Consider the following 19,347-nt stretch of genomic DNA (forward strand, 5'->3'; position numbering starts at 1 on the left):
AACTGTAAGGAAACACCATGAAAAAAGCCGTCATCCTGCTCTCGGGCGGGCTCGATTCCGCCACCGTACTGGCCCTGGCGCAGAACCAGGGTTATGAGTGCTATTGCCTGAGCTTCGACTACGGCCAGCGCCACAATGCCGAACTGGCTGCCGCCCGCCGCGTGGCCATGGCCCTGGGTGCCAAGGAACACCGCGTCGCCACCATCGACTTGGCTGCCTTTGGCGGCTCGGCGCTCACCGATGCCAAGATCGAGGTACCGGTAGATGGCGTGCAGGAAGGCGCGATCCCGGTCACCTATGTGCCGGCGCGCAATACCATCATGCTGTCATTTGCGCTCGGTTGGGCCGAGGTGCTGGGCGCGCATGAGATCTTCATCGGCGTGAATGCGGTCGACTACTCGGGCTACCCGGACTGCCGGCCCGAGTTCATCGCCGCTTTCGAGCGCATGGCCAATCTGGCCACCAAGGTGGGCGTGGAGGGCGCGCAGCTGCATATCCGCACCCCGCTGATCAATCTGAGCAAGGCCGAGATCATCCAGACCGGTGCCTCGCTGGGCTTTGACTATGGCCTGACCGTGTCCTGCTACAAGGCCGATCTGCAAGGCCGCGCCTGCGGCGTGTGCGATGCCTGCCGCCTGCGCCGCGATGGCTTTCAGGCCGCCGGCCTGGCCGACCCGACCCATTACCAGTAAGTGCGACAAAGCGTCGCAGCCGGCCGTGCGCCAGCGCGCGTTAGGCTGCTGTTTTGTACTAGAGAGGTAAGCCTGATGAAGACCCTGCTCATGAGCAGCCTGCTCTCCCTGGCCCTGCCGGCCATGGCCGCCGGCCTGGAAGTGCGTGCGCCCTGGGCCAAGGCCACCTTGCCTGGCCAGCCGGTGTCCGGTGCCTATCTGGAACTGCGTGCCGATTCCGCCGCTCGCCTCGTCAAGGTGGACAGCCCCCTGGCCGAGACGGTGGAAATCCATGAGATGAAAATGGACGGCGGCATGATGAAGATGCGCGCGCTGCCGGCGCTGGAGCTGCCAGCCGGGCAGACCGTGACGCTCAAGCCTGGTGGCCTGCATATCATGCTGATGCAGCTGAAAGGGCCGCTCAAGGCGGGTAGCAAGCTGCCGCTCACGCTTCATGTGGAACAGGACGGCAAGACCCGCAGCGTGGCGGTGGAGGCAGACATCCGCGCCATGGCTGCCCATTAGGGATGCGTTGATTTACTCAGAATCTGAAAATTCAGCACCCCACCCGGCAAAGCCGGGTGCTTGAGGTTGAAGGGAAATCAAAGTGTTATCGCTGCTGGATTCCACGCCCCCCGCCCTCGCCGCCGCGACGAAAGTCCACGTTGCACGGTGCGTGGAGGGAGCCTCGCTGTCGCTCGACAGTGGAATAAATCAACTCTTCCTTGCTGCCCCATCCCACCGCCTACACAGCCCGCCTAGCCGCCGGCTGTGTTTTCGGGCATTGCGGGCAGGTATTGGCTGAGCCAGGCCAGCGCCTGCGCTTCGTCATCGAAGGCCTGGCAAGGGTAGGGCGGGCGGTGGTAGATCAGGTAGAGCTTCACTGCCAGGCGGGCGGCCAGATTCGGCTGCATCAGCGCCACCGCCGTGGTGATCGCACAAACCGGGGCGGAGATTGAGAAGGCCTCGGCTTCCGAGGTCGAGGTCAGCGTGCCTTCGCCGCGTATCAGTACCGGGCGTGGCGTGAGCGACAGCGCGCGGTGCTGGGCATTAGCCGAGCTGATCGCGGCAAGGTCGATACGTGGATTGCGGCCATAGTCGATGCGCAGGATACCCTCATCGCCCAGCCAGACCAGCGGATATGGCGTGTTCTGCATCCCACCATTCAAGCCGACCGGGGCCGATAGCGCCACCACAGGCGTAGACCAAACAGCACGGCCAATACTGCGGCGTACAGCAGCGGCTGGGTCAAATCACGCTTCACCAGCCACAGATAGTGGAGCACCCCCAGCGCGGCAATCGGATAGACCAGACGGTGCAGGCGGCCCCAGTTGCGCTTCAGGCGGCGCAGCATGGCGTCGGTGGAGGTGGCGGCAAGCGGAATCAGCAGGACAAAGGCGGCGAAGCCGATGGTGATAAACGGCCGCTTGGCGATATCGCGCAGCACGGCAGTGAGGTCAAAGAACTGGTCGAGCCAGATATAGGTGGTGAAGTGCAGGCAGGCGTAGAAGAACGCAAACAGGCCGAGCATGCGGCGCAGCTTGATCAGCCAGTTGGCGCCGCTGAGCCGGCGCAGCGGCGTGATGGCGAGGCCGGCCAGCAGCATGACCAGGGTCCAGGTGCCGGTGGAGCGCGTGATGAATTCGATCGGATTGACCGCCATGCCGCCCAGCAGGATATAGGCCGCGCGCGCCAGCGGCAGCAGGCAGGCGAGGAAGAGCGTGATTTTGATATATGTGACTGTGTGCTTGGTCATGCCGGATTGGTCGTTTGAGACGAGTCGATGTGACGGCATAATCGCCGACTGGTTTCCTGCGCCGTGACGGAGCGACGTCGCAGCGCCAGCACGGGGGCGCCACAGCAGGCCAAGCTGAGCGCCCTACCTTACCCACTCTTTACCTCGCCACGGGTTTTTCCATGCAAAGCTGCATCGCCACCGCACAGCGCGTTGTTGTCAAAGTCGGCTCCTCGCTTGTTACCAATGACGGCCGTGGCCTCGACCTGAAGGCGCTCAGCCGCTGGGCGGCCGAGATCGCCGCACTGGCGCAGCAGGGCAAGCAGGTGGTGCTGGTCAGCTCGGGGGCGATTGCCGAGGGCGTGGCGCGCCTGGGTTGGCCGAAGCGGCCCAGCGCCGTGCATGAACTGCAGGCGGCCGCGGCGGTGGGGCAGATGGGCCTGGTGGAAGCCTATGAGCGCTGCTTCAAGGCACACAATCTGAAGACCGCGCAGATCCTGCTCACCCACGAAGACCTGGCCGACCGCACGCGCTACCTGAATGCGCGCACCACCTTGCTCACCCTGCTGGGACTTGGGGTGATTCCCATCATCAATGAAAACGACACGGTGGCCACGGCCGAGATCAAGGTCGGTGATAACGACACTCTGGGCGCCCTGGTTACCAATCTGATCGATGCCGATGCGCTGGTGATCCTGACCGACCAGCGCGGCCTGTATGACAGCGATCCGCGCAAGAACCCGGCTGCCAAGTTCATCAGCGAATACCAGGCCGGCCAGCCCGAGCTGGAAGCGATGGCCGGCGGGGCGGGCAGCAGTGTGGGCACGGGCGGCATGTACACCAAGATCATCGCCGCCAAGCGCGCGGCGCGCAGCGGCGCCAGTACGGTGATTGCGTCGGGCCGTGAAGAGGCGGTACTGACGCGGCTGGCCAAGGGCGAGGCGATCGGTACCCAGCTGACCGCTGGTACCACGCGTATCGCTGCGCGCAAGCAATGGCTGGCCGACCACCTGCAGGTGCGCGGTACGCTGAGCCTGGATGCGGGCGCCGTGCTGGCCCTGGGCGATAAGCGCAGCCTGCTGCCGATTGGGGTGGCGGCGGTGGAGGGTGAGTTTCTGCGTGGCGAGATGGTTCGCTGCCTGGGGCCGGATGGCCGCGAGGTCGCGCGTGGCCTGGTCAATTACGACGCGGCCGATGCGCGCCGCATCGTGCGTCTGCCGACCGGCCAGATCGAGGCGGTGCTGGGCTTTGTGGACGAGCCCGAGCTGATCCATCGCGACAATCTGGTGCTGCTCTAGGACGATCGGGCACTAGGCCTGCGCAGCGCGTAAAAAAGCCGGACGACTTGTCCGGCTTTCCCCTTGCTGCCTTCAGTTCGGTACCACTTTCTGCAGGCTGTCCCACAGCTGATCCTTGAGCGACAGGCGCTGCTTCTTCAGCACCTCCAGGGCCAGATCACCCAGATGTTCCTCGCCGTTCTCGGCGCGGGTAATCGCCTTGTCCAGCTTCTCGAATTCGCCGGCCAGGCGGTTGAAGTGCGCGTCGCTGAGCTTGAGCGCGTGAATGGCGGCGCGATGCTCGGGGAATTCGCTGATCAGGGGGTGGTGTTCGATATGCATGGCATGCTCCGGTTGAGGAGCTACCAGTCTAGGTCGGCGCCCGGTGTGCGACCTTGATCCGCATCAAACCGTGCTTGGCCGCTTAAGGTGGAGTGAGACCGTAGCGGGCAAACAGCCGCGCCAGGCTGCCATCGGCCTGCAGGCTGTCGTAGGCAGCCTGCAGCGCGTTGCGTTCGGCCTCTTCCATGCCCTTGCCGGCGGCTAGCCAGACATCGCCCGATGCCAGCACCATGCCGACCTGGAAGTCGGCCAGCTGGTGCCCGCTGCTGCGCACTTTCTCCAGATTGATCACATCACCGCCGTAAATCGCGTCCACCAGGCCGCGTTCGAGAAAGCGTTGCATTTCCTCGGTGCTGCTGGCCTGCACGACCTGGTTGGGCAGAAAGCCGTGCTGCATCAGCTGCAGATAATTGGGCGAGCCGCGCAGCACCACGATGCGCTGCTGGCGCGCGCTGTCCAGGCTGTTGATCGGCGGCTTGCTGCGGTAATTGATAAAGGCGAAGCGCTGCACATATAGACGCACCAGCCACTGAAAGCTGGCCTCGCGTTCCGGGGTGCGCGTGAGCGGCAGGATGGCGGTGCGCGGCTGGCTGCTGGCCATGGCCAGCGCCCGTGCCCAGGGAAAGAACTGCACCTTGCTGGGCTGGCCGGCGCGCGCGCTCATGGCTTCCACCAGCTCGACCAGCAGGCCGGGGCGCTTGGGGGCATGCTCGATGGCAAATGGCGGCAGATCGCCGCTGACGATCTGCCAGGGCTGCAGCCCTGCAGCCTGGGCGGACAGGGCGGACAGGGCGCTTACCAGCAGGACAGCCAGCCCGCAGCGTATCAATAGGGTGAGCAGGTTCATTTCCGGGCCTCACATGCCGGCAGCAGGATGGCGCATTGTCCGCGCTCGGCGGGGCAGCTGTCCAAGGGCAAACTTGTAGCGGCCGGCCGAGCTGGCCAGAATGCGCGCTTTCCCGCTTCATCCGGAACTGCCATGCGCTGTGCTGCCCTGCTGCTCTCCCTTCTGCTGGCCCCGTTTGCCGCAGCCGATCTGTGGAATGACGGCCCTTATGTGCTGCATGAGGCCGAGGGCAGCCAGGCCTACTGGGTGTGTGCGAGCCAGCTGATCACGCAGGCAATGGATGTGGGCGAGACCATCGCCTCGCCCTGCCTGGGCGAGCAGACCACGGTCAGGCTGAATGCCGACAATCCGCTTGCGCCCGACCGCCTGCCTGCGGTGCCGCACTGGGCGGCGATTTCCGATATCCATGGCCAGGCCGGCATCTTCATGCAGCTGTTGCGTGCGCAGGGCATGGTCGATGCGGCCGGCAACTGGGCTTGGGGCGAGGGTGTGCTGGTCATTGCCGGCGATATCTTCGACCGTGGCCCGACGGTGACCGAGGCGCTCTGGCAGGTTTACCGGCTGGAGCAACAGGCGCGGGCCGCCGGTGGCGCCGTGCAGTTTGTGCTTGGCAACCACGAGACCATGTTGCTGCGCGGCGACCTGCGCTACATCCACCCCAAATACCAGGCGGTCGCCCAGCTGATCGGGCGTAGCTACGATCAGCTGTATGGCACCGACACCGAGCTCGGCCGCTGGCTGCGCAGCCGCGCCACGGTGTTCCAGCTCGGCGATACCGTCTTCCTGCATGGCGGCCTCCACCCGGAATTGGCCGCGCGCGAGATCGACCTCGCCGCCATCAACCAGACCTTCCGTCGCCGCCTGGGCGCCAGCAAGGAAGCGCTGGCCCAGGACGAGGAGGCCAACTACCTGTTCGGCCGTCATGGTCCGGTCTGGTATCGCGGCTATTTCCTGCCCGAACGCGCCAGCCTGGCCCAGGTCGACGCCTTACTCGCTCGCTTGGGTGCACGGCGCATCGTGGTCGGGCATACCACCCAGCGCGAGATTGTTTCCTTGTATGGCGGCCGCATCATCGGCATTGATGCCGGCATCAAGGATGGCGAGCGCGGTGAACTGCTGCTATGGCAGGACGGCCAGCTGTGGCGCGGCCTGATGGACGGCCAGCGCCTGCCGCTGCTCCTGGGCAGCGATGATGGCAGCGCCGCGCAGGCCGCGTACTAGTCAGGCCTAGGGAAGAACGGCGGCAAGGGCAGCCTTGTTGCACTGCGGCATTCGAACTAGCCTTAAGGGGTAGCCCTTTGCCGGAGAGCCCCAATGACCTTGTCCCCTGCCGCTGCGCATGCCCGCTTCCTGGAAGAGCAGGAAGTCCGTTACGCCAACCTCAAGCACCAGCTACGTCAGGCTTTCGACCCTTGGGGACTGTGTGCGATCCACACCAAGGCGGCGGCATCCTGGCTCAGCAACCCGGTCGAACTGGCGGCGGCCATGACCCGCTACAGCCACGATCTGTTCACCCTGCAGACCCAGGCGGCCAGCCGTTTCATGGGTGCGCCCGATACCGATATCTTTCCGCCCAATCCGGAAGACCAGCGCTTCGCCGACCCGCTCTGGCGCGATGAACCCGCCTGGGACTATCTGAAAGAGGCCTATCTGATGCAGACGCGCTGGATACAGGACATGCTGTACCAGAGCCCGGGCCTCAGCGATGCCGAACGGCGCAAGAGCGCGTTCTGGCTGCGCCAGAGCCTGAACGCGTTTGCACCGACCAACTTCCTGGCCACCAACCCGGTGGCGCAGCGCCGCGCGTTGGAAACCCGCGGCGAGAGCCTGGTCAAGGGCCTGCAGAACCTAGCCTGCGATCTGGCCGGTGGCGATATCAGCATGACCGACCGCTCGCCCTTCAAAGTGGGTGAGAACCTAGCGCTGACGCCGGGCGTGGTCGTGTATCGCGGCCGTCTGCTCGAAGTGATCCACTACGCACCGACGACCGAGACCGTGCATGCAGTGCCGCTGGTGCTGATGACACCGTGGATCAACAAGTACTACATCCTCGATCTGGCGCCCGGTAAATCGCTAGTCGAATACCTGGTCGGACAGGGCTTCAATGTCTTTATCACCAGCTGGAAGAACCCGGACGAGAGCATGGCCGATATCACCTTCGACGATTACATCGTCGAGGGCGCGGCCAAGATCATCGAAGTGGCGCAGAGCGTGGGCAAGAGCGAGAAGGTGCATGCGCTCGGCTACTGCATCGGTGGCACCCTGCTGGCCCTGTATATGGCCTGGGCCAACCGCAAGGACCCGGCCAATGTGCCGGTGGCGCACTGGACCTTGCTGACCACGCTGACCGATTTCTCGGCGCCGGGTGATATCGAGGTGTTCATCGATGAGGATGGCCTCGACGTGATCGACGGCATCATGGACAAGCAGGGCTTTCTGGATGGCAAGGAGATGTCATCGAGCTTCCGCATGCTGCGTCCGAACAGCCTGATCTGGAACTATGTGGTCAGCAACTATCTGCTCGGCGAAACCCCGCGCGCGATGGATGTCTTGTTCTGGAACACCGATATGACGCGCATGCCGGCCGCCATGCACCGCTTCTATCTGCGCGAGTTCTATCTGCACAACCGGGTGATCGAGCCGGACAGCCTGTGCATGGCCGGCCAGCCCATCGATCTGAGCCAGATCCAGCAGCCACTGTTCATGGTGGCGGCCGAGGAAGACCATATCGCGCCGTGGAAGACCACCTTTACCCTGCTCAAGCGCCTGCCGGTCAAATCGCATTTCACCCTGTCCACCTCGGGTCACATCATCGGCATCGTCAACCCGCCGGTGGCGAGTTCCAAGCGCAGCTACTGGCAGGGCGAGGTTTCACGTGGCACCAAGCCCGAGGACTGGCTGGCCGAGCAGGCCAAGCAGCCCGGTTCCTGGTGGCCAAGCTGGGTGGACTGGCTGCGCCCGCAATGCGGCGCCCAGATCAAGCCACCGCCACTGAGCAACCGCGAGTACAAGAAGCTCGGTGAGGCGCCGGGCAGCTATGTATTTGAGTAGGCACGTTGGCAGCAGCTGGATGTAAAGCGCTGTTTACTAAGGTAAACTGCGCACCCCGCGCCGGCCTCGAGCCGGCGCGGCCTATTTGCAACCGGTCCGTCCTTTGCGAGGACGACCACTGGAGAACTCGCATGTCCGTGCAGCAAACCGGCCCCATCGTGGTGGCCGCCCTGTATCAATTTGTCACGCTCGACGATATCGACACCCTGCGCCAGCCGCTGCTGGATTGCATGCTCGCCAATGGCGTGAAAGGCACGCTGCTGCTGGCCCATGAGGGCATCAATGGCACGGTGTCGGCCAGCCGCGCAGGCATCGACGGCCTACTGGCCTGGCTGAAGACCGACCCGCGCTTTGCCGGGCTCGACCACAAGGAAAGCTACTGCGACACCCAGCCCTTCTACCGCACCAAGGTCAAGCTCAAGAAGGAGATCGTGACCATGGGCGTGCCGAATGTGGACCCGAACAAGCAGGTCGGCACCTATGTGGAGCCGCAGGACTGGAATGCGCTGATCAGCGACCCCGAGGTGCTGTTGATTGATACGCGCAATGACTACGAAGTGGCGATTGGCACCTTCAAGGGCGCCATCGACCCCAAGACCGAGACCTTCCGCGAATTCCCCGACTATGTGCAGCAGCACTTCGACCCGAAGAAGCACAAGAAGGTGGCGATGTTCTGCACCGGCGGCATCCGCTGCGAGAAGGCGTCCAGCTATATGCTGGGCGTGGGTTTCGAGGAGGTCTATCACCTGAAGGGCGGCATCCTCAAATACATGGAAACCGTGCCGCAGGCAGAAAGCCTGTGGGAAGGCGACTGCTTCGTGTTCGATAACCGCGTGACGGTGCGCCATGACCTGAGCAAGGGCGATTACGAACTCTGCCACGCCTGCCGCGAGCCGGTGTCGGCGCAAGAGCGCCAATCGCCGCACTATGTGGCCGGCATCAGCTGCCCGCATTGCTGGGACAAGCTGAGCGAAAAGACCCGCGCCAGCGCGCGCGAGCGGCAGAAGCAGATCGAGCTGGCACTGGCACGCGGCGAGCCGCACCCGATGGGCTACGACGCGCGCGCCGCCCACTACGCGCGCCAGGAAGACTAAGCGTCGTATCCGGCGCCAGCCGTCATGCGTACGGCGGGCGCCCGGCAGCCTGGGCTACAATCGCGCCCATTCGCGGCGCCAGACCGCCCCTGCCCAGGAAGCCCCATGCTGATCCAGTCCCATATCGTCGACCTGCCTACCCCCAGCGGCGTCATGCGCACCTATGTGCACCGTCCAGCCGGGGAGGGCGCTTATCCGGCCATCCTGTTCTATTCGGAAATCTTCCAGCAGACCGGCCCGATCGAGCGTTCCGCCAAGATCATGGCCGGCCACGGCTATGTGGTGCTGGTGCCTGAGGTGTTCCATGAGCTGAATCCGATCGGCACGGTGCTCGCCTATGACGATGCTGGGCGCGACAAGGGCAATGCCGACAAGGCCGCCAAAGCGGTGACCGCCTACGATGCCGATAACGCGGCCATGATTGCCTGGCTGGACCAGCAGGCTTTCTGCAATGGCCAGATCGGCGCGATGGGCTTTTGCCTTGGCGGCCATCTGGCCTTCCGTGCCGCGCTGCAGCCACAGGTCAAGGCCACCGCCTGCTTCTACGCGACCGATCTGCACAGCCAGGTGATCCCGAATCCGCCTGGCCAGCACAGCATGGAACGCCTGGCCGATATCGGCGGGGAATTGCTGATGATCTGGGGCAAGCGGGACCCGCATATCCCGGCCGAGGGCCGTGCACGCGTGTATGCGCAGCTGAGCGCCGCCGACCTGCGCTTTACCTGGCACGAGTTCAACGGCCAGCATGCGTTTATGCGCGACGAGGGCGAGCGCTACGATCCCGAGCTGGCGCTGCTCGGTTACCAGCTGGCGCTGGGCTTGTTGCGCCGCGCCCTGCGCTGAGCACCCGCACCTTCCATTGCAAGTTTCACCGGCCGCCTGGCGGCCAGACTAGATAGACCATGGCCAAGCAGCCCTACCGCCCGCAACCCGTCGAGAAGACCGGCCTGCACCCGCGCAATGCCCACCGCACACGCTATGACTTCGCCGCGCTGACGGCCGATAGCCCTGAGCTGGCTGAGTTCGTGGCGCCGAATGCCTATGGCGATGTGTCGATCGACTTTGCCAACCCGGCTGCGGTCAAGACACTCAATCGCGCGCTGCTCAAACAGCATTACGGCGTGGTCGGCTGGGATATCCCACCCGACTATCTATGCCCGCCGATTCCGGGCCGCGCCGATTATCTGCACTATCTGGCCGATCTGCTCGAACACAGCACCGGCGGCAAGCTGCCGCGCGGCGCGGATATCCGCGTGCTCGATATCGGCGTGGGCGCGAATGCGATCTACCCGCTGATCGGCCACGCCGCCTATGGCTGGTCCTTCGTCGGCAGCGAGGTCGATGCGACTGCGCTGGCCAATGCCCAGGCCATTCTGGCCGCCAATCCGCGCTTTGCGGCAGCCATTGAACTACGCCTGCAGACCCAGCCGCAGCAGTTCTTTGCCGGCATCGTGCAGCCGGGTGAATGGTTCGACCTGTGCATGTGCAATCCACCCTTCCATGCCTCGCTGGCCGAAGCCGGCGCCGGTTCGCAGCGCAAATGGAAGCATCTGGGCAAGCCGGCGGCCACGGCAGGCGGCAAGCCGGTGCTGAATTTCGGCGGCCATGGTGGTGAGTTGTGGTGCGAGGGCGGCGAGGAAGCCTTCATCTGCCGCATGGTGGCCGAAAGTGCCGCCATGCCGACCGCCTGCTACTGGTTCACCAGCCTGGTGTCCAAGCAGACCAGCCTGCCCGGTATCTACCGCGCGCTGGACGAAGCCGGCGCCACTGACCACTACACGATAGACATGGCCCAGGGCCAGAAGCACAGCCGCATCGTGGCCTGGACCTTCTACGACACGCGCCAGCGCAATGCCTGGGCCAAGATGCGCAGCGCGAAGTAAGACTAGTCTTCCGCCTGCGGCGCGGGCCCCACATAGCGGGCCGAGGGGCGGATCACCGATCGGGTGCGGCGCTGCTCCAGAATCTGGGCGATCACGCCGATGCTGCGCCCGGCGTGCAGCAGGATGAAGGCCGCATCGGGCGGCCAGCCCATGGCGCGGCGCAGGGTGACCAGGGCGAAATCCAGCGAGGGATGCTGGCCGGTCAGCTCGGCAATGCTGGCGGCCAGCGCCATCGTGCGGTTGTCGCCGAGCTGGCGCGTCAGCAGCCAGCGCGCACGCGGTTCGCCCTGCGGATAGGCCGGGTGGTTGAAGCCATGCAAGGGGTCGCCACGATCCAGGCGTGCCTGTACCGCGCGGGCCAGATCGGGCTGCTGCGCCCATTCCTCCCACATCGCCTCCACCTGGGCAAAGGCGCCGCCATGCAGGGTGCCCGATACGCCGCATAGCGCGGCCAGCATGGCATGGCCCAGCGTGGCGCCGGTGGCGGCAATGCAGCGGCTGGGGAAGGTCAGATTATTCAGCTGATGATCGGCCACCAGCACTAGGATGGCGCGCAGCAGAGCGGTGGCGTCCTCATCCAGGCCCCAGGCCTGGGCAAACTGCTGCTTGAGCGGCAGGGCCGAGGGCAGGGTGCCGAGCAGGCCGGCCACCTGATAGCGCAGCAGCGACGCGCAGCTGGCCGCCAGCGTTGTTTCCTGTTGCAGCCAGGCGGCGCTGGGGATGTCCTGCTGGCCGAGGGTGAACAGCGCCAGCGCCCGCTCGGCCAATGGCCGGCCAGCCAGCTCGGCCCGCGCATGCAGCCAAAGTGCCGAGGGCGCGGGCGGGCTGCTGGCGAAGGGATCGGCCAGCTCGAACTGCCATAGCCAACGCGCCACATCTTCCACCTCAGCCTGTTCGGCCATCTGCAGCGCCGGGCGTCCCCGGTAGTACAGCTCCCCATCCAATACTGTGCTCAGCGCGGTTTCCAGCAGCGGCCAACCCTGCTCCAGTGCGGTCAGGCCCTGGTTCTGTGGCTTGCGCCCACGCGATTTGCGCGTGGCCAGCTTGGCCACGTCCTCGGCGCGGTACAGCCGCCCGCGCGTGTCGCCTGCTGCCTGGCTGGTGCGTATCAGGCCACGGCTCACATAGGAATACAGCGTCTGCTTGCTGACCCCCAGTTGCTGGGCGGCCTCGCTGGCGGTGATCAGGCTGGGCATGGGCAAGATAGGTCGATTGGTTGAATCAAGATTGACGATATATAGGCATCGACAATTTAATGGATTCAGTGATTAACGCAAGCCAGGCCGGCTTGCCGTCTATTGAGGGAGAGGAAACCCATGCCACATTCAGCCCGCCAGCTCTGGCGCCATTGCCTCACGCTGGGCCTGCTCGGTCTCGCCTGCCTGAGCGAGGCCGCCCCGCCGGCCACCGCGCTGCGGCCGGTGGAGGAAGTACACCACGGGGTAAAGGTCAGCGACCCCTATCGCTGGCTGGAGGATACCCAGACCAGCGAATTCCGCAGCTGGCTGGCCGCGCAGTCGGCGCATACCGAGCAATCGCTGGAGGTGATACCCGAGCGTGCTGCGCTGGGTGAGCGGATTGCCCAGCTCAGCCAGGGCACCGCGCAGCTGCGCGAGCTGGCCTGGGGCGGCGCGCATCTGTTCTATCTGGAAACCGCGCCGGGCGAAGACAGCGCCAAGCTGATGTGGCGGCCGAAGGGACGCGGCCCAGCCCGTCTGCTGCTCGACCCACAGAGCCTGTCGCGCGATGGCCAGCGCATGAGCATCAACTATTTCACTCCCTCGCCCGATGGCCGCTATCTGACCGTGGGCATCGCCGCCGGTGGCTCGGAAAAACATGTGCTGCATGTGCTGGATGTGCAGCGCGGTCGCTTGCTGGATGAGCGTATCGATCGCGTCTACGGCGGCTACTGGACGGTGAGCTGGTTGCCCGATGGCGAGCGCTTCTTCTATGTGCGTGGCACCACCGAGAACCGCTACAACAAGACGCGTATCTATCTGCACCAGCTCGGGCGCGCGCCCGAGCACGACCCGGCCATCTTCGGCTGGGGCCTGCATGGCCTCGATTTCGCACCGGGCGATTACAGCTATGTGCGCCTGGCACCGGGCAGCAAGCATCTGGTGGTGACCACGGTGCCGGGTGTGGCCAGTGAGCGGCATTTCTTCACCGCGCCGCTGGCCGAGGTGCTGGCTGGGCGTGCATCGTGGCGACGGCTGTCCAGCCCGGCGGATGAGTGGTTCCGTGGCTATGCACATGGCCAGCAACTGTATGTGCTCAGCCACGCGGCCGCGCCGCGCAACAAGCTGCTGCGCCTCGATCTGGACCGGCCCACACAGGCGCCCGAGCTGGTGCTGCCGGCCGGCAATGCGGTGCTGCAGGATGCGGCCGTGGCGCGCGATGGCCTGTATGTGCAGGGCATGGAAGCCGGCGTGGCCAAGCTCTACCGCCTGCCCTATGGGCGCGGGCAGGCGCAGCCGGTGGCCTTGCCTTTTGCCGGCCATATCGCCGAGATGACGGCCGCGCCGGATCGCGACGGCGTGCTGCTGAAGCTGGAAGGCTGGGCCCAGTCGCCGCGCGTGCTGGCGGTCGGTCCGGGCGGCAGCCGCGACCTTGGCTTCTTGGCGCCATCGCCCTTCGACTTCAGCCAGATCGAGGTGCGCCAGATGCTGGTGGATAGCCATGATGGCGTGCGCGTGCCGTTGACCGTGCTGCTGCGCAAGGGCTTGGCGCTGGATGGTGCGCGGCCCACCCAGCTCAGCGGCTATGGCGCCTATGGCATGGCGCGCGTGCCGCGCTTCGACGCCCAGAACCTCGCCTGGCTGGAACGCGGTGGTGTGCTGGCCATTGCCCATGTACGGGGGGGCGGCGAGTTCGGCGAGGAATGGCATCGCGCTGGGCAGATTCTGACCAAGTCCAATACTGTGCTCGACTTCGTCGCCTGTGCCGAGGCGCTGATCAAGCTCGGCTATACCCAACCGGCCAAGCTGGCCGGGGTGGGCCATAGCGCGGGCGGCATCACCATCGGCGCGGCGATCACCGAGCGGCCCGATTTATTTGCCGCCGCCCAGCACGGGGTGGGCATGGCCGATCTGCTGCGCTACGAGTTTACGGGCACCGGGCCGGCCAATATTCCTGAGTTCGGTTCGGTCACGCGCAAATACCAGTTCCTGGCCATGCTCTCGGTCAGCCCCTATCAACGCGTGGTGGACGGTACGGCCTATCCGGCGGTGATCCTGACCACTGGCCTGAACGACGCACGTGTGCCGGTCTGGCAGCCGGCCAAGCTGGCGGCGCGCCTGCAGGCGGCCAGCAGCTCGGGCAAGCCGGTGCTGCTGCGTACCGATATGGAGGGTGGGCACGGTGGCGACAATACCCGCCGCCAGCGCATCCAGACCCAGACCGATGTGTGGGCCTTCTTCCTCTCTGCCATGGGCGAGCCGGGTTTTGGGCTCGATCAGAAGTAGTCACGTGCCCGGTAGTAGGCCATGCCCGCGGCCTGTAGCAGGGCGCCGAGCTTTTCGCCGCCGGGAAAGGCCGGCTTGGGAAGCGCGCTGAACAGCTGCAGATGGCGTTCATCGCCGCGAATCGCCTCGGCCAGCACCCGGCCGGCCACGCAAGTCGGCACGATGCCGTGGCCGGAAAAGCCCTGCGCCCAGTACACCGGGCCGGCCCGGCCAAAATCGGGCGTGCGCGGCAGGCTGATGTCGATATGTCCGCCCCAGGCGTAATCGATGTTTACCTCGGCCAGCTGCGGGAAGACCTTCAGCATATCGGCGCGCATGCCCTGGGCCAGATGGCGCGGTTCGCGCCCGGTATAGGTGCATTTGCCGCCGAACAGCAGGCGCCGGTCGGCGCTCAGGCGGAAGTAATCGAGGATGAACTGGTTGTCCGATACCGCGTGATTGCTCGGAAGTAGCTGCTGTGCCAAGGCTTCGTCCAGCGGCTCGGTGGCGATGATATAGGTGCCGACCGGCAGCACGCGCGCGCGCAGCTGCGGGTTGAGGCGGTCGATATAGGCATTGCAGGCCAGCACCAGGCGGCCGGCGCGCACGCTGCCCTGGGCGGTGTGCACCTGCACGCCATTGGCGTTTTCGGTGTAGCGCAGCACCTGGCTGTCTTCGAAGATCTGCACACCCAGCGCTTCGGCGGCGCGCGCGAGGCCCAGCACATAGTTGAGCGGATGCAGATGCCCGCCGCGCCGGTCGAGCAGGGCGGCCTGGTAGCGCTGGCTACCGATATGCGCACCGAGCTCGGCCTTGGGGATGAAGCCCAGCTCGCGGTAACCCCATTTCTCGGCGGCCTCGCGCTGCCAGTCTGTCAGCAGGTGCACACGGCGCGCCTGCACCGAGGTCCACAGATGACCCTCGGCCAAATCGCAGTCTATGGCGTGGCGGGCGATGCGCTGGCGGATCTCGTCCGCCGCATCGGTGATCAGCTGCCAGACCTGGCGCGCGCCCTGCAGGCCCAGCGCGGCTTCGAAGGGCGGCATATCGCAGCTGAAGCCGAGGATGATCTGTCCACCATTGCGCCCCGACGCCCCCCAGCCGACCCGGCTGGCTTCCAGAATGGCGACCTTGAGGCCGGCTTCGGCCAGGTTCAGCGCCGTGTAGAGGCCGGTGAAGCCCGCCCCGACCACCAGCACATCCACATCCAGCTCGCCTTCCAGGCGTGGCCGTCGGTGTTGGGCGGCCGGGCTGCTGGCGCTGTAGTAGCTGCGTAGGTAGTCGGTGCTGTGCTCGAACATGCGGACTCACGGGCGAGGGGACTGGCCCGCATTATGGCCAGAGGCCGGCGCGCCTGTCGTGCTGCAGTGCAGCGGGTGTTGCAGGCGGGATGCGTTCTATATTGCTCGCTCCTCCTTGCCGGGAATGCTCCGATGGCGCGTGTATTCGACCCCGATCTGGAAGTCGTCGCCGACTTCGCCCTGGTGCAGGCCGAGCTGGCGCGCGGCCGGGCCACCCCCTTTCTGCTGATGGACAGTGCGGTGCTGCGCGAGAAGCTGCGCCGCTTTCGTGCTGCCTTGCCGCGCGTGCAGCCTCATTACGCGGTCAAGTGCAATCCCGATCCAGGCGTGTTGCGCGTGCTGTACGAGGCCGGCGCCGGTTTCGAGATCGCCTCGCCCGAGGAGCTGGCGCTCTGCCTGGCGCTGGGTGTGCCGGCCGGCGAGCTCTACTACAGCAATCCGGTACGTGCACCGGCCGCCCTGGCAAAGGCTGCGCAGGCCGGCGTGCAATGGTATGTGGTCGATTCGCGTGAGGAGTTGCGCAAGGTGCTGCGCATCCACCCGACCGCCAGCTTCTATCTGCGCCTGCACACCAGCAATGCGGGCTCGGTTTCGCCGCTATCGGAGAAATTCGGCCTGTTCGACGATCAAGTGGCGTCTTTGCTGGACGAGGCAAGTAGGCTGGGCGCTGACCTGGCCGGGGTGACCTTCCATGCCGGCTCGCAGTGCCTAAACCCGCATAACTGGCTGGCCGGTATAGCCGCCGCGCGCCAGGTATTTGCCCAGATGCAGGCGCGCGGCCTGTGCCCGCGTCTGCTGAATCTGGGCGGTGGCTTTCCGGTCCAGCACCGCAGCCCGGTGCCCTCGATCGCCGCGATCGGCGCGCAGATCAATGCCGCGCTGGCTGATCTGCCCGCTGATATTCGCGTGATGGCCGAGCCTGGGCGCTTCCTGGTATCGGATGCGGGCTGGCTGGTGACCCAGGTGATAGGCCGGACCGAAAAACGCGGTCAGCCCTGGGCCTATCTGGATGCGGGCGTCTTCAACGGCCTGCTGGAAAGCATCACCGGCATCGATTACGACATGCGCAGCGACCGGCATGGCCCGCTGCGTGACTGGGTGGTGGCCGGGCCGACCTGCGATTCGATGGACATCTGCACGCGCCAGCAGCCGCTGCCGGCCGATCTGGCTGAGGGCGATTATCTGTATGTGCGCAATGCTGGTGCCTATAGCACGGCCTGCAGTAGCCGCTTCAATGGCTTTGCGCTGCCCGAGGTGGTGCTGGTCTAGGCCAACCCTAGGACACCGCCTTCACCCGCCGCGCCGCCCACACGGCTATGAGGCCGACCGCGCAGCTCAGGTAGCCGACCCAGTCGTAATGCAGGAGCTGGCCCGCCGGCCCCTTGACCATGATGGCACCGGCCAGCAGGGCGGCCAGGCCCGAGCCGAGGTTCTGCATGGCCGAGTTGAAGGCCATGACCCTGCCGCGTGTCTGCGGCAGGCAGGAGGCGGTGACCAGGGCCGAGCAGGGGATGAAACGGCCGCTGACGAAGATGAAGAACAGCGCGGAAACCGCCAGCTGCCAGACCAGGCCATAGGGCAGGCTCTGGGTCACCAGCAGGATGGGCACAAAGCTGGCGAACACGGTCCAGCTCAGTACGTCGGCGTGGCGGTAGCGGTCGGTCAGCCTGGCGATCCAGGGGCGTGAGATCAGCGTGACCGCACCGCCGATCAGGTAGATATAGGGCAGCTCGGCCTGGCTGAGCCCGGCATTGGACACCATGGTCGGCGCGATATAGGGAATGACCATGAAGCCGGCGAACATGATCAGCGCCGAGGTCAGAAAGCCCCACCAGTGATTGGGCACCGAGAGCAGCTCGCGGTAGCTGGCCAGCAGGCTGGTATGGGGCTGACCGAGGTGGCCGCGCACATTCGGCACCAGCCGCCAGGCCAGCAGCAGGATCAGCGCACAGGCGGCCGCCAGCACGCCGAAGGGGGTGCGCCAGCTGAAATGGTTGGCGATGATCAGGCCGAGCGGCACGCCAGCGATGGCAGCCAGCGAGAAGGCCAGCATGACGATGCCCATCGCATGTCCGCGCCGCTGCGGCGGGATCACATCGCCGACGATGGCTAGGGTGACTGCGCCGAGCACGCCGCCGAACAGGCCGGCCACCACCCGCGCGAGCAACAGGCTCAGATAGCCGGGCGCCAGCGCACAGCCCACGGTGGCGACCAGCAGGCCGGCATAGGTTGCCAGCAGCGCATGCTTGCGGTCGTAGCGGTCGGCCAGGGCCGAGGCGAGCAGGGCCGATACGGCGGCGGCCAACGAATAGGACGAGACCAGCAGGCCGAACTGGGCCGGCTGGATATGAAACTGCGCCATCAGCTGGGCCGAGAGCGGCATCATGATCATGAAGTCGACGATGGCGGTGAACTGCAGGGCCATCAGGGTCAGCAGCAGGGCGCGTTCGCGCGAGGGGCTCAGCTCAGTCATGGTAGCGGTGGCAGCGGAAGAGCCGGCAGTGTGCCCGAGTTTGCCGTGCCCAGCCTGTGCGCGTGAGCCAGGGGAGGGCGCCTGGCGGACCGGCGCACCTGGCGCCGGCCCTGGTTTCACGTGTAACCGTTGGCCACGCGCTTAGCGCGCGCGCAGCTTTTCCCACCAGCTATCGAAATTGCTTTGTACGGCGGCATCCCATTCCGCCAGCTGGCGCAGGCCCTTGGCGGCCTCGCTGGACGGGAAGATAGCCTGATTACTGCGCAGCTCGGCACGCACGAAGCGCTGTGCGGCGGCATTCGGATTGCCCGCGCCGGTTTCATTGGTCAGCGCGGCGGAGTTCTTACCATCGAGCATGAAGTTGATGAACTGCAACGCCAGCTCAGGATTACGCGCCTTGCTGTGGATGACCAGATTGTCCACCCCGAGCACATTGCCCTCGCGCTGGTAGCGGTAGTCGATCTTGATGCCGCGTTTAGCGGCCTTGGGGCTGGTCTTGGCCAGGAAGAAATCGGACGAAAAGCCCAGCGCCAGCCAGATATTGCCCACGGCCAGCTCCTCGCCAAAGGTCTGGTTGGCCAAGGGGCTGTAAAAGCTCATGCCGGCCCAGAACGGTTTGGCTGCCTCGATGCTGGCGCGTGCGGCCGCCAGTTCGGCTGGCTTGGTGCTATTGGGCGAAAAGCCGTTATAGGCCAGCGCTGCTGCCATCACCTCGCGCGAGTCATTGATCACGAACACCCGCCCCATCAGCTTGGCCAGCTCGGTGGGGTCGAACAGCGCGCGATAGTTCTCGGTGGGGATATTCAGCTCCTTGAGCTTGTCGGCGTTGTAGCCCAGCAAGGTAGAGGTGAATGCATACGGCGCGCTGTAGCGATTGCCGGGGTCGTAGCTCGGGTTGAGGAAGGCGGGCGCCACATTGGCCAGATTGGGCAGCTTGGCGCGATCCAAGGGCTGCAGCAAGCCGGCCTTGGCCAGCTTGGATACCGCATAGTCTGACGGCACCATCACATCGAATACCTTGCCCTTGTCGACCACCGCCTCGAGCATCTCATCCATGGTGCCGTAGGTGGTCTGCACCACCTTGCAGCTGCACTGTGCCTCAAAGCGCTGCACCGCCTCCTCGGACAGATAATCGCTCCAGTTATACAGCTGCAGATCGGCAGCCAGCGCGCCGGCTGCGCAGGCAAGCAGCAGGCTGTGGCGTAACCATCGGACGCTTGGACGAGACAT

General features: G+C 65.4%; 18 protein-coding genes. 10 read left to right on the forward strand and 8 right to left on the reverse strand.

The window, feature by feature from the left end:
* Positions 1-17: 17 nt before the first annotated feature.
* Both queC and BT173_RS01730 read left to right on the forward strand, forming a co-directional pair.
* A complete protein-coding gene (gene queC, locus BT173_RS01725; RefSeq protein WP_072426877.1) occupies positions 18-692 on the forward strand; it encodes a 7-cyano-7-deazaguanine synthase QueC in 675 nt (224 codons plus the stop codon).
* Between the two features lie 75 nt (positions 693-767).
* On the forward strand, positions 768-1,196 hold the full coding sequence (locus BT173_RS01730; RefSeq protein ID WP_072426878.1) for a copper chaperone PCu(A)C: 429 nt from the start codon (positions 768-770) through the stop codon (positions 1,194-1,196).
* 233 nt (positions 1,197-1,429) lie between these two features.
* Here the strand turns inward: BT173_RS01730 and BT173_RS01735 are convergent, their stop codons facing one another.
* Together BT173_RS01735 and msrQ are read right to left on the reverse strand one after the other, a co-directional pair.
* On the reverse strand, positions 1,430-1,828 hold the full coding sequence (locus BT173_RS01735; RefSeq protein ID WP_072426879.1) for a DUF7793 family protein: 399 nt from the start codon (positions 1,826-1,828) through the stop codon (positions 1,430-1,432).
* An 8-nt stretch (positions 1,829-1,836) separates the two neighbouring features.
* The gene (msrQ, locus tag BT173_RS01740; RefSeq protein WP_072426880.1) at positions 1,837-2,427 is read right to left on the reverse strand and encodes a protein-methionine-sulfoxide reductase heme-binding subunit MsrQ; all 591 of its coding nucleotides are present in this window, start codon (positions 2,425-2,427) and stop codon (positions 1,837-1,839) included.
* Between the two features lie 161 nt (positions 2,428-2,588).
* Here msrQ and proB point away from each other — a divergent pair, with 161 nt between their 5' ends.
* The gene (gene proB / locus BT173_RS01745; protein WP_072426881.1) at positions 2,589-3,704 is read left to right on the forward strand and encodes a glutamate 5-kinase; all 1,116 of its coding nucleotides are present in this window, start codon (positions 2,589-2,591) and stop codon (positions 3,702-3,704) included.
* A 72-nt stretch (positions 3,705-3,776) separates the two neighbouring features.
* Here proB and BT173_RS01750 read toward each other — a convergent pair whose 3' ends face one another.
* Together BT173_RS01750 and BT173_RS01755 are read right to left on the reverse strand one after the other, a co-directional pair.
* Positions 3,777-4,025: an HP1242/YdcH family protein gene (locus BT173_RS01750; RefSeq protein ID WP_072426882.1), complete on the reverse strand. Its 249-nt coding sequence runs from the start codon at positions 4,023-4,025 to the stop codon at positions 3,777-3,779.
* Between the two features lie 82 nt (positions 4,026-4,107).
* Entirely contained in the window at positions 4,108-4,872 is a 765-nt protein-coding gene (locus BT173_RS01755) for a substrate-binding periplasmic protein (RefSeq protein WP_072426883.1), read from the reverse strand.
* A 132-nt stretch (positions 4,873-5,004) separates the two neighbouring features.
* Here BT173_RS01755 and BT173_RS01760 point away from each other — a divergent pair, with 132 nt between their 5' ends.
* From BT173_RS01760 to rlmF, 5 genes are all read left to right on the forward strand, one after another.
* Positions 5,005-6,093 (forward strand): metallophosphoesterase, encoded by a 1,089-nt coding sequence (locus BT173_RS01760; protein WP_072426884.1) that lies wholly within the window; start codon positions 5,005-5,007, stop codon positions 6,091-6,093.
* 93 nt (positions 6,094-6,186) lie between these two features.
* On the forward strand, positions 6,187-7,923 hold the full coding sequence (locus BT173_RS01765; RefSeq protein WP_084658059.1) for a PHA/PHB synthase family protein: 1,737 nt from the start codon (positions 6,187-6,189) through the stop codon (positions 7,921-7,923).
* Positions 7,924-8,054: 131 nt separating this feature from the next.
* A complete protein-coding gene (gene trhO / locus BT173_RS01770) occupies positions 8,055-9,017 on the forward strand; it encodes an oxygen-dependent tRNA uridine(34) hydroxylase TrhO (protein WP_072426885.1) in 963 nt (320 codons plus the stop codon).
* Between the two features lie 105 nt (positions 9,018-9,122).
* Positions 9,123-9,860: a dienelactone hydrolase family protein gene (locus tag BT173_RS01775; protein ID WP_072426886.1), complete on the forward strand. Its 738-nt coding sequence runs from the start codon at positions 9,123-9,125 to the stop codon at positions 9,858-9,860.
* A 59-nt stretch (positions 9,861-9,919) separates the two neighbouring features.
* Entirely contained in the window at positions 9,920-10,900 is a 981-nt protein-coding gene (gene rlmF, locus BT173_RS01780; RefSeq protein WP_072426887.1) for a 23S rRNA (adenine(1618)-N(6))-methyltransferase RlmF, read from the forward strand.
* A 2-nt stretch (positions 10,901-10,902) separates the two neighbouring features.
* Here rlmF and BT173_RS01785 read toward each other — a convergent pair whose 3' ends face one another.
* Entirely contained in the window at positions 10,903-12,096 is a 1,194-nt protein-coding gene (locus BT173_RS01785) for a citrate synthase family protein (protein ID WP_072426888.1), read from the reverse strand.
* Between the two features lie 120 nt (positions 12,097-12,216).
* Here BT173_RS01785 and BT173_RS01790 point away from each other — a divergent pair, with 120 nt between their 5' ends.
* On the forward strand, positions 12,217-14,364 hold the full coding sequence (locus tag BT173_RS01790) for a prolyl oligopeptidase family serine peptidase (RefSeq protein WP_072426889.1): 2,148 nt from the start codon (positions 12,217-12,219) through the stop codon (positions 14,362-14,364).
* Here BT173_RS01790 and BT173_RS01795 read toward each other — a convergent pair.
* Positions 14,355-15,644 (reverse strand): NAD(P)/FAD-dependent oxidoreductase, encoded by a 1,290-nt coding sequence (locus BT173_RS01795; RefSeq protein WP_072426890.1) that lies wholly within the window; start codon positions 15,642-15,644, stop codon positions 14,355-14,357. The two genes, BT173_RS01790 and BT173_RS01795, sit on opposite strands and share 10 nt — an antisense overlap.
* Positions 15,645-15,776: 132 nt before the next feature.
* Here BT173_RS01795 and BT173_RS01800 point away from each other — a divergent pair, with 132 nt between their 5' ends.
* Entirely contained in the window at positions 15,777-16,913 is a 1,137-nt protein-coding gene (locus tag BT173_RS01800; RefSeq protein ID WP_072426891.1) for a type III PLP-dependent enzyme, read from the forward strand.
* A gap of 7 nt (positions 16,914-16,920) precedes the next feature.
* Here the strand turns inward: BT173_RS01800 and BT173_RS01805 are convergent, their stop codons facing one another.
* Together BT173_RS01805 and BT173_RS01810 are read right to left on the reverse strand one after the other, a co-directional pair.
* Entirely contained in the window at positions 16,921-18,117 is a 1,197-nt protein-coding gene (locus tag BT173_RS01805) for an MFS transporter (RefSeq protein WP_072426892.1), read from the reverse strand.
* Between the two features lie 141 nt (positions 18,118-18,258).
* Complete coding sequence (locus tag BT173_RS01810) at positions 18,259-19,347, reverse strand: polyamine ABC transporter substrate-binding protein (protein ID WP_072426893.1); 1,089 nt, start codon at positions 19,345-19,347, stop codon at positions 18,259-18,261.

This window comes from Chitinimonas taiwanensis DSM 18899 (genome assembly GCF_900119825.1).
GTDB classification, from domain to species: domain Bacteria; phylum Pseudomonadota; class Gammaproteobacteria; order Burkholderiales; family Chitinimonadaceae; genus Chitinimonas; species Chitinimonas taiwanensis.

Bases quoted from the DNA above. Each gene is read 5' to 3' on its own strand.
- queC (WP_072426877.1), top strand. From the start codon at position 18: ATGAAAAAAGCCGTCATCCTGCTCTCGGGCGGGCTCGATTCCGCCACC.
- BT173_RS01730 (WP_072426878.1), top strand. From the start codon at position 768: ATGAAGACCCTGCTCATGAGCAGCCTGCTCTCCCTGGCCCTGCCGGCC.
- BT173_RS01735 (WP_072426879.1), bottom strand. From the start codon at position 1,828: ATGCAGAACACGCCATATCCGCTGGTCTGGCTGGGCGATGAGGGTATC.
- msrQ (WP_072426880.1), bottom strand. From the start codon at position 2,427: ATGACCAAGCACACAGTCACATATATCAAAATCACGCTCTTCCTCGCC.
- proB (WP_072426881.1), top strand. From the start codon at position 2,589: ATGCAAAGCTGCATCGCCACCGCACAGCGCGTTGTTGTCAAAGTCGGC.
- BT173_RS01750 (WP_072426882.1), bottom strand. From the start codon at position 4,025: ATGCATATCGAACACCACCCCCTGATCAGCGAATTCCCCGAGCATCGC.
- BT173_RS01755 (WP_072426883.1), bottom strand. From the start codon at position 4,872: ATGAACCTGCTCACCCTATTGATACGCTGCGGGCTGGCTGTCCTGCTG.
- BT173_RS01760 (WP_072426884.1), top strand. From the start codon at position 5,005: ATGCGCTGTGCTGCCCTGCTGCTCTCCCTTCTGCTGGCCCCGTTTGCC.
- BT173_RS01765 (WP_084658059.1), top strand. From the start codon at position 6,187: ATGACCTTGTCCCCTGCCGCTGCGCATGCCCGCTTCCTGGAAGAGCAG.
- trhO (WP_072426885.1), top strand. From the start codon at position 8,055: ATGTCCGTGCAGCAAACCGGCCCCATCGTGGTGGCCGCCCTGTATCAA.
- BT173_RS01775 (WP_072426886.1), top strand. From the start codon at position 9,123: ATGCTGATCCAGTCCCATATCGTCGACCTGCCTACCCCCAGCGGCGTC.
- rlmF (WP_072426887.1), top strand. From the start codon at position 9,920: ATGGCCAAGCAGCCCTACCGCCCGCAACCCGTCGAGAAGACCGGCCTG.
- BT173_RS01785 (WP_072426888.1), bottom strand. From the start codon at position 12,096: ATGCCCAGCCTGATCACCGCCAGCGAGGCCGCCCAGCAACTGGGGGTC.
- BT173_RS01790 (WP_072426889.1), top strand. From the start codon at position 12,217: ATGCCACATTCAGCCCGCCAGCTCTGGCGCCATTGCCTCACGCTGGGC.
- BT173_RS01795 (WP_072426890.1), bottom strand. From the start codon at position 15,644: ATGTTCGAGCACAGCACCGACTACCTACGCAGCTACTACAGCGCCAGC.
- BT173_RS01800 (WP_072426891.1), top strand. From the start codon at position 15,777: ATGGCGCGTGTATTCGACCCCGATCTGGAAGTCGTCGCCGACTTCGCC.
- BT173_RS01805 (WP_072426892.1), bottom strand. From the start codon at position 18,117: ATGACTGAGCTGAGCCCCTCGCGCGAACGCGCCCTGCTGCTGACCCTG.
- BT173_RS01810 (WP_072426893.1), bottom strand. From the start codon at position 19,347: ATGTCTCGTCCAAGCGTCCGATGGTTACGCCACAGCCTGCTGCTTGCC.